Genomic DNA, 9625 nt, shown 5'->3' with positions numbered 1-9625 from the left:
CAAAGTGCATAACTTGAGATGGGCTTTTGGATTTTCAATTAATGTTGGTATAATCTATTTGTGATTATTCTTTGCTTTTGAATGTCTTGAATCAAGAATATTTCAAAAGGGGGTATCTTTCTGATAGACACTTTAATCACTACTGTCGGTGCAAGTCTCTCAAGAAGCAAATACTTAAATGAGAATTTCTCCTTTTCAGATATTCTCTCTATTGAAGATCCTGCCAATGATAGAGACCTTGGTGCTGAAATAAATTCCACAGTAAGCATTATAGAAGATGGCAAAATTGACGAAAGAAGAAACCTCTACCTGGTACATTCAGCAACTGAATCCGGAAGGAAAATAAGCACTTTTCTAAAGCATTTTTTTGAGGATCATCCTGAATACTCTTTCCAAAGGGTTGTAACTGTTGAAGTGGAAGGCCTGGACAATTCTGACCAATTCACTTTTAGGACAAAAGGCCTCAGGAATCTTATCAGGGAATTTACCAAAATCTACACAAATCATGGAAACATAGCTATTAACGCCACAGCCGGGTTTAAGGCTCAAACATCCTTTGCACTTATTTTTGGGTTTATGATGAAAGTCCCTGTCTACTACCGTTATGAATCCTTTTCAAAAGCCATGGAAATTCCTCCACTGCCAGTAAACTTCGAATTTTCTCATTGGATTGAAAACAAAGATGTCTTTGATCTGCTGGAATTTGGTGAACTAACCTATGATGAATGCTTGAAGGCTAAAAATACAGATAAATCTTCTTTTGATAATACGATAAACAACCTTCGGATGTTCCTGGACATAGAAACGATAGAAGGAGAAAAATATATAGCGCTAAATCCCATAGGAGAACTTTATGTGTTTGCAACAAGGACCCAGCTTAATGAAACTGCCAGACAAATCAGTTTGGCAGAATCAAGTGTCCCAATAGATAAAAGGTTTATTTCCAATGAAAGTGAAGAACACTCAAAGAAATTCATAAACAAGCATTGGTCAGATCTCAGAAAAATAATCGAACTCCCATTCATTGAGAAAATCATCACATCAGGATACTCAGATAAATTTGACCGCCACAGAATAACAGCGAAGAAGATTGAAGATGGGAAACTTAAAATTCAGTTCTCAAGAAAAGGCGGGGAACTTTATATGGTTGCCGAAACAACCGCCAAGAACGATCTTGAATTGGCTTATGTGATTTCAGTAATAGAGGGTTGCAACATCTAAGAAGGGGGTAATATGAAACAAATACTTTTAAAATGTAAAGCTATCACGCCTATGTTTTCGCGAGGACTTGTTCCAGAAGAAGGGGAAAATTTCTTCTCGTTTGAATTAAGACCTCAAAGCATTAAAGGAGTTCTTAGATTCTGGTTAAGAGCAATAATTCCATTAGTCATTGACCCCAAATTTTATAATTACGAAGAATTTGAAGAAACTAAGGATCAAAAAAAATACTGGCGATCCCAAGAATATGCTGGAATGAAAAAGCTTGAAGAAATAATCATGGGATCGCAGCACCAAAAGTCTTCTTTTTCTTTACAGGTAAATTTTCCAAAAAGCATCAATCCCATTGGGGAATACTATAGGAATAAAAATAACAGGTTAAGGCTGTCATACAATCAAGATTTTGGGACTAATAAATTTAATTCGAGATATGCTATTTATGGCACTTATGATATTAAAATTCCCGGTTCTTATGATAAATATGTTTATTCTTTTCTTCCTGAAGGAACAGAGTTTGAAATCACTTTAAGCATTCTTAAAAAATACTATTCTCAGGAATTAGAAGATTTGCTAATTAAGCTTTTTGGTTTAGTATCTATGTTTTCAGGTTTTGGCGCAAAAACCAAGAAAGGTTTTGGAGAATTCGAGGTAATAAATTCCAAAGAATGTACAAGAGTTAATCCCGATGAAAATACTATTAATGAGGCTAAAGAAGCTTTAAAAGCTTTTATAGAGGCGAAGTATTCTCAATATTTTAAAAAGTCTGAAAATTATAATGACCTTTCTTTTCCATCATTTGCTTCATATGAACTTATCGATTTGTCCGCCCTTTGCCCATCACTTATAGATTCTTCACCTAAATTGGTTCTTTCTAAACTTTATCAAAATTATTTTGACAAAGATTACAATATCAAATATTTAGGTTGGTACCCGATGCTGAAATGGAATTTAAGGATGTTCCCGCTAGAAGGAAAAAGTAAGGATCTCGTTTCGGATTTGAAAGAGATGATAAAAGGCAATAAAGAACAAACAAAGCTAACCACGGGTATCCTAGGATTGCCACTCCAATATCAGCAAATCAGAATAGGTACCAAGTATGACAAAAGTGTACCAATAACCGGTAAAATAACTTTCTCACCATTAGTTTTTGGCGAGCAAAACAACAAAGGGCGCAAAGCTTCTCCAATACATATTTCTATACACAAAAAGATAGATTCAGGGAAATTCTATCCTGTCGTTCTTCTTTTGAAATCTAAGATATCTGAGGGCAAATTGTATTGGAGTTCTAGCACAAACCGGGATAGAGAATATGAACCTAAGCATGGGGAAGCAGAAGTTTTTAATGATTTCGAAATTCTAAGAAAATTAATTATGCAAACTTGCACTGATTTTTGCGAAAAATATAAGAGAGGTGAAAATGGTGCATAAAGTAGTTTTAAGTTGTGAAACAGTAACTCCGCTTCTATCAAGAAGTATAGTCCAACGAAATGGGCGATACGATTTTGAATTAAGACCTCAAAGTATCAAAGGAATGATGCACTTTTGGTTTAGAGCTTTGGCACCAACAGTTATTGATCCACACCAATACCAAGGAAAAAAACAAAAATTTCTGGGGATTAAGAAACTTGAAGAACTTATTTTTGGATCTACTGAACATCGGTCGTCCTTTTCTATTTCCGTAGCCTGGGATTCCAACAGAATAAAAAACGTCAGTGAACTACTCGAAGGAAAAGAGAAATATGTTTTCAGAAATGCGCTTTTTGGAACTTATCCAATGGGTAATACAGGAGCATACTATAGCTATTTAGATCCCCAAAGTTCCTTGGAAGTAACTTTTAGATTCAGAAGAACATGTTCAGAATCCTTACGAGAATTTGTGATTTCTCTTTTCGTCTTACTTGTTTACTACGGCGGTTTAGGGGCGAAAACACATCATGGATTTGGTTCAATCAAAATCAATAGGATGTCAGGAATAAATATAGACAAAACATTTCCAAAAATGCCCGATACAGCCGCTAAAAGACTTATTGATTTCATTAATGAAACAGATTCAAGAAATGAATCTTTCGCCCTAAAAGATCAAATCACAATGTTTTCTGATTTAAATGCAGATGAATTTCCAAATTTAGTTCATGCAAGCGAAATGATACGCTTTCAAAATATGAATAGCTGGAAAGAAATAATCCGAGCCATTGTTGCCATGAGAAGCCGGGATGGAAAACCAGCAACTCCTTGGGCAAGATTAAAGTTAGAAGCTTTAAGGGGCTACAATACGCCAAACGACATTATGGATGATTTCAGAGAGGTTTTATTTCGCAGAAAAAGTCTGCGAAATACTTTGGTCATTAAACCTTCGATTATGGGCTTACCAATTAACTACCAAAGGATAGGAGAACATAAAGGCAAAGTAGGAAAAGACAGAGTTTCCGTTACCAATATCGTTTATGGAGAACCTGGCAGAAAAGCTTCACCTATATACATTTCTATACAGGTCGACAAAAATAACAAGTATTTTGCAAGACTACTGCTTATGGCAAGTATGATATCGGAAAGCCGAAAGAATGGTTCCCCGATATTAAAAGTAGAGATTAACAATAGATCATATGAAGCTCTTGGTAACGAAGATTTTGAAAATCTTTGGCATAGAATTGGGAGGAATTAATATGGATTGGAAAAAGAAAATAAGAGCTCTATTCCATGATCCCATTATAAAAGCATATGATATTCCTAATCACGAAAACATATCATTGAGTTTCCTGGGTATTCTTAGAGAACATTATGAACGTGGCGAAGCAGATAAGATTTCAAGCTCTATGGATAGGATACCTTTACCCTTTGAAAGAACAAAGGAAAATAGAATAATGGTTTCTTTTGATGAACTCAAGAATTTTGTTCATCCACTATCTGCAAAAAAGTTAGATATTTTTTCAAGACTCCCTTCTTATGAAGAAGCTTTGTCAAAAATAAAAGAGAATCTCTTAAATTTGAAAAAGAAAAATGACACTGACGAAAAGCTTTTTCACGCTCTTTGGTGGCATTTGCCCGATTTGGTTGACATGGCAGCCTTCATGCCTGCAGATACAAGATTTCCTAATCATTCAATAATAGATCATCTCGACTCTACTTCTGCTTTAGTTGGCTGTATTGAAGAAAAAACACTTCAAGCTTCACTTGTTAGCATTACAATAGGCCCTGTCCAAAGTTTTATCGCTGCTGCGAGAAAAACAAAAGACCTCTGGGCGGGAAGTTATTTGCTTTCAACCTTAATATATGCAGGAATAGAGTACATAGGTAAAAATTATGGTTTCGACAATATAGTTTTTCCGTCAATGAGAAACCTGTCATTTACAAAAAAGTCCCTTAAAGATTGGGGGGTGGAATTGCTCGAAGAATTGAACACTTTACCTTCACCTGATAATATTGCTTCTCTTCCCAACCGCTTTGTAGCAATAATTCCACAAAAAAGCGTAGAGAAAGTTACAGATGAAGTCGAAAGAACTATTAAAGCAAAATGGATGGAATTAGCTAAACAAGCTATTGAATACCTTAATCAAAATGAAGCTGTTTCCCATTGCGATGCAGATTATCAATTAAGAACTTTCCCTGAAATCTATAGTACTTATCAGCCGCTTCTTTCACCCCAAGAGGAAGATATTGCAAATTTAATGAGCTACTATCACGAAAGTGATATAGGAGAATATGAAAAGCTGCTAAAAAGCCTAACCGAGTTGGGAGCATATAAGCCAAACAATGGAGCTCTATACCCGTATTCCTTTAGATTGCTAAGGAGTAAGGTAGATGCAATAAAAAATATAAGATATTTCGAGAAATTCATCGACCATGCTCGAAACGGCAAAACATTAGATGGAGACAATTGGAGCGGCGACATGAAAGCAATAATTGAAGTAAAAGATATGGCTGATGAAGAAAAGGTAGACAAGCTCAGTGCGTTAAATGCAGTAAAAAGAGGATTCTCAGAAAAGAGAGGGGTTCAGTTCCCTTCGGTGGAGCAAATAAGCAAGAACAACAAAGATTTTTTTGAAAAAATATATTCACTTAAAACTGACGATTTTTCAAATAATTACTTTGCAATATTGATTATGGATGGCGACAGAATGGGAAAGTGGATTAGCGGCTCTAAAGCTTTAAAAATGGGAGACATACTAAGCAATACAATCATCAAAAGAGATGGTGAAAATATACCCTTATCTTGTTTATTATCAAAAAAGTTTGAGTCTCCTGAAGACAAAAAAATAGTATCTTCCCTCCTTGAAAGAAAAGCTATACAGCCTTCTTACCATCGCACAATTTCCAGAACATTGAACATTTTTGCTTCTTTGGTAGAACTTTCTGTCAAAAAGCATGGGGGTAAACTTGTTTACGCAGGTGGGGACGATGTATTAGCTTTCTTACCCGCAACAACTGTTCTTTCCTGCGCAAATGAAATAAGAAAGATGTATTCAGGAATTGAAAATATCAAGCTAAATGATGAAAGTAAAGAAATATCGTATGAATTTAAAGACGAAATGCTTTATGTAAATGGTAAACCATACGCAACAATGATGGGCAATTCCGCAACAATGAGCGCGGGTATTGCGGTAGTAAATGAAAAATTCCCGCTCAGAGCAGCTCTTCTTATAGCAAAAGCAGCGGAGAAAACAGCCAAAGATAAATTTGACAGAAACAGTTTCGTAGTGAGTATTGTAAGGAGATCGGGCCAAATTACAAAAACAGGAAGCAAATGGGGAAGCAAAGATTATGATGTAGTAAATAAAATTTCTGAAATTACCAGGTTTTTCCTTGAAGGATCAGCAAGTATGCGAACACTCAGAAAGCTCAAATTTAGTGAATATTCCAAGGGGCTTAAGTTGAATGAAAGTGAGTTTATTGAAAGCTACGTTCCTTATATCATTGAAAAGTCTGAAGTAAAGAAGGAGAAAAAGAATGAAATAAAAGATTTTTTTAGAAATATACTCAATTTAAATTCTCACTATTATGCTTCTGACGTTGACAAACCAGCAGATCTTCTTCTAACTCAGCAGTTTCTCTGGAGAGGTGATAAAAGGTGAAATACAACGTAGTATATTTTGAACCCGAAGAATGGGTCGCTTTTAGAGAAAATACAGGTTTTGAAATTGGAACTTCCGCAAGGCTTTCTCAACCTAAAGTCGAGACTTTTTTGGGGGCTGTTCGAACGGCATTTTTGAGAAAAAGCGGGACAGACCCTGAAAACATACCAGAAGAAATTGCTTCAAAAATTGGTAATAGCTTTTCATCTGGACTCTTCAAGATGGTCGGTCCTTTCATTTATTCAGAGGATCGCCATTATTTGCCTGCTCCTGCAAATTTATATGAACTAACCGACGAAGAAGAAAGCGAATCAAAATCCAATAAAAAAAAGGAATACAAGCTTATGGTACCTAATAAGGAGCTATCACACAACTATGATGGTTTTGACCTAAATTTGCCCTGGATTCCGTATTCAAAAAAGGTTGCGAAACAACCAGAAGGTGAACTCATTGAAATAAAATCATTAGAAGCCTTACAAAAAGGCAAATTGGATGAGCTGAATTTGGCGAGATTTGCTGACCATATAGCCGCTATTGAAACACATGATGAGCTGAATTTGGCGAGATTTGCTGACCATATAGCCGCTATTGAAACACATGTGGGAATTGCCCTGGAAAAGAATGCCAAAAAAACAGAAGAAGGTATGCTTTATTCGATAAACACCTATCGATTCAAAGAAAACAGCGGGTTTTACTTCTTTATCGATAACAAAACCAAAGAAATTATAAAAGAAATTGATGAGGTTTTTTTGGGAATGAAGCAAAGAGTTGCAAAATTACGTTTTGGAGAAATTGAAACAAACTTGTTTGAATTCAAATCAAACAACAAATCCGCAGTATGTCTCATAACTCCAGCTATTTTCAATAATGGATTTATGCCTTCAGACGGTATGATGAAAAGCACTAAAATTACTTCAGCAATTGTAAAAAGAAAAATTCCAATAAGTGGTTGGGATCTTGCAAAAAATGAACCAAAGCCGATTTACCACGCTGTTCCTCCAGGTTCTGTATATTTTTTAGATGGATCGATAGATAACGATCTTTTCACCAACAGCATTTCAGACATGTTAGATGATTTTGGCTATGGAAGATATTTTACAATAAACTGGGATTTTTTTAGGAGGGGTATAAATGGATAGAGAAGTATTTTTCCTTTATGCTGAGTCACAAATTCACGCCGGAAAAGGGACAGATGTGGGTGTGGTTGATTCGCCCATTCAACGCGAAAGAACAACGAACTTTCCAGTAATTCAAGGTGTTAAGGGCTCACTAAGAAATTCGGGGTTCTTTGGAAAAGACGAAGAAATTCAAATATTTGGGAGTGAACCAAAAAGTGATGAAACACATCCTGGTGGATTTGCATTTTCAGAAGCAAAAATTCTTCTTTTTCCTGTAAGAAATCCCGAGAAAGTCTTTGTATGGGTTATCTGCCCTATGGTATTAAAGAGGTTTCTAAGATCCATGGGGAAAGATATTGAAATTCCAGAAGTATCAGACGATGAAAAAGTAATTACCGCTGAGAGCTTCACCGGAGATAACATATGGTTAGAAGAATTAGAGTTTAAAGTGCAAAAAAACAGCAAATTAGCGCAGATAGTAGAAATACTTTCCGACTGTGGACCTGATGAATATACGCGAAAGAAAATCAAAGAAAGCAAGGATATATTTATCGTATCCGATAGTATTTTTCAAAAAATAGTTGAAACTATGACCGAAATAGTCCCCAGAATAAAAATTGATAATACTAAAGGAACAGTTGCCGAATTATGGTATGAAGAATACTTACCTCAAGACACTGTTATGTATTTCATTGTTAGAAAACTGAATTCATCGAATAGCAAAAACTTAGTCGAAAAAATTAATGGAAAATTGATTTCGATTGGCGGAAAAGAGACAGTGGGCAAAGGCCTTGCATGGATAAAGAAGGTGGAATCATGACATTGAGCGAATGGGCAAAGATTCAAGTTTCAAGCGTAGTGAAAAATGTGCAAGAAAACTATTGTCAAGAAATTAAAGGGCTCGGAAGTATGCTCACACAAAACGGCATCTATGGTACATTGGCATTTTATAAAGTGAAGAAAGCAAACAAACCTGCAGCTGAAACTATAATTTCTCAGTTTAAAAGGCTTGCCTTAGACTATCTTAAAATTGAAAACTTGGAGGATTTCCCTGAGCTTTCAAATTCGCAGTATCTTAAGCTCCAAGCTTTAGCTGTTGAAGCTACTTCATGGCTCAGAAGATACGCCGATATATTACTGAGGTGATAGCATGATAAATCCAAATTTCTCACCCAAAAATATGAATATAAGAAATCCTTCTCTTTATTTCAACAAATTACTGTCAATAAATGAAAGAAACAACGATCCAAAAAAAATATCATCCCCGGAAAACTTACTACACGTTAGCAAAATCTGTGGCACTTATAACAAAAATTTATTGGATAACCTTGCAAAGCGAAGGGAGAAAGTATCGGAATTTTTCGGCGAAAAATGCTTAATAAATGAAAGATTAAACCTGCAGCATAGGCTGTTAATTGGCTCCGGGAATCCATCAATCTTCGAGGTAGGATTCACATTCTCCCGGAACTATGGAGTTCCAATAATTCCCGGAACAGCTCTAAAGGGAGTCCTTGCTCACTATATTTATGAAGAATTTCCTTGTGATCATATTCTAAAAAAGAATTTTAAGCTACTTTTTGGAACTGATCTGAATGGTGATAATAACAATAAGGGTCTCCTGATATTCTTAGATGCTATTCCAACTAAATATAGAATAGGCATAGATATCGTCAATAACCACTTCCAACCTTATTACATGAAAGAAGATAAACCTCCAAATGACTGGTACAATCCCAATCCTGTCACGTATTTGGTGGTTGAAAATGCTAAATTCTTATTTACTGTCCTAAGTAGTGAACCCATCAGAGATGATCTAAAGAACAGTTTTAAAACGGTATTTTTAGAATGCTTACAGAATTTTGGAATGGGTGCTAAAACGTCATATGGATATGGGCTTTTTAACAAATCGAAAGAATAATCATCTGATATCTTAAATAAAACGGGAGTGAAAAACTCCCGTTTTATTTACTGGAGGTGTATAAAGTCAATAGGTTTTTGACCCGGGAGGGCCATAAGGAAATGACCCGCTACCCACCTCAGGTATTCAAAACATCTCTTCTTCGGTAACTTCTTCCAGACATATTGAGAATCAAAGCGTTGTGCGTAATTCTGTCTAACAATGCCATGGTAAGGGCTTTGTCATGGAAAATCTTTATCCATTCTGAGAACACGAGATTCGTTGTAATTAACGTGCTCTTTGTTTCGTATCTCATTGCCAGA

The 9625-nt window shown here is 35.6% G+C and carries 9 protein-coding genes; 8 read left to right on the top strand and 1 reads right to left on the bottom strand.

What is annotated here, in order from left to right; translation table 11 throughout:
* Positions 1–90 precede the first annotated feature (90 nt).
* From AT15_RS09815 to cmr6, 8 genes are read left to right on the top strand one after another with little or no spacing between them, the layout of a single operon-like run.
* The gene (locus tag AT15_RS09815; RefSeq protein ID WP_084251713.1) at positions 91–1221 is read left to right on the top strand and encodes a putative CRISPR-associated protein; all 1131 of its coding nucleotides are present in this window, start codon (positions 91–93) and stop codon (positions 1219–1221) included.
* A gap of 12 nt (positions 1222–1233) precedes the next feature.
* Entirely contained in the window at positions 1234–2646 is a 1413-nt protein-coding gene (gene cmr1 / locus AT15_RS09810; protein WP_068349151.1) for a type III-B CRISPR module RAMP protein Cmr1, read from the top strand.
* Entirely contained in the window at positions 2639–3880 is a 1242-nt protein-coding gene (cmr1, locus tag AT15_RS09805; RefSeq protein ID WP_161484676.1) for a type III-B CRISPR module RAMP protein Cmr1, read from the top strand. The genes cmr1 (AT15_RS09810) and cmr1 (AT15_RS09805) overlap by 8 nt, the downstream gene beginning before the upstream one ends.
* A gap of 1 nt (position 3881) precedes the next feature.
* A complete protein-coding gene (gene cas10, locus AT15_RS09800; protein WP_068349146.1) occupies positions 3882–6287 on the top strand; it encodes a type III-B CRISPR-associated protein Cas10/Cmr2 in 2406 nt (801 codons plus the stop codon).
* A complete protein-coding gene (gene cmr3, locus AT15_RS09795) occupies positions 6284–7426 on the top strand; it encodes a type III-B CRISPR module-associated protein Cmr3 (RefSeq protein WP_068349142.1) in 1143 nt (380 codons plus the stop codon). The genes cas10 and cmr3 overlap by 4 nt, the downstream gene beginning before the upstream one ends.
* A complete protein-coding gene (gene cmr4 / locus AT15_RS09790; RefSeq protein ID WP_068349139.1) occupies positions 7419–8225 on the top strand; it encodes a type III-B CRISPR module RAMP protein Cmr4 in 807 nt (268 codons plus the stop codon). The genes cmr3 and cmr4 overlap by 8 nt, the downstream gene beginning before the upstream one ends.
* Positions 8222–8551: a type III-B CRISPR module-associated protein Cmr5 gene (cmr5, locus tag AT15_RS09785; RefSeq protein ID WP_068349137.1), complete on the top strand. Its 330-nt coding sequence runs from the start codon at positions 8222–8224 to the stop codon at positions 8549–8551. The genes cmr4 and cmr5 overlap by 4 nt, the downstream gene beginning before the upstream one ends.
* Before the next feature lie 4 nt (positions 8552–8555).
* A complete protein-coding gene (gene cmr6 / locus AT15_RS09780) occupies positions 8556–9323 on the top strand; it encodes a type III-B CRISPR module RAMP protein Cmr6 (protein WP_084251710.1) in 768 nt (255 codons plus the stop codon).
* A 118-nt stretch (positions 9324–9441) separates the two neighbouring features.
* Here the strand turns inward: cmr6 and AT15_RS09775 are convergent.
* Positions 9442–9625 (bottom strand): ATP-binding protein (locus tag AT15_RS09775; protein ID WP_161484675.1); only part of this gene is annotated, 184 nt, incomplete at its 5' end.

This window comes from Kosmotoga arenicorallina S304 (assembly GCF_001636545.1).
In the GTDB taxonomy this organism is placed as follows: domain Bacteria; phylum Thermotogota; class Thermotogae; order Petrotogales; family Kosmotogaceae; genus Kosmotoga_B; species Kosmotoga_B arenicorallina.
The sequence above is the reverse complement of the archived record's forward strand: the minus strand, read 5'-3'. Positions and strand labels throughout refer to the sequence as shown.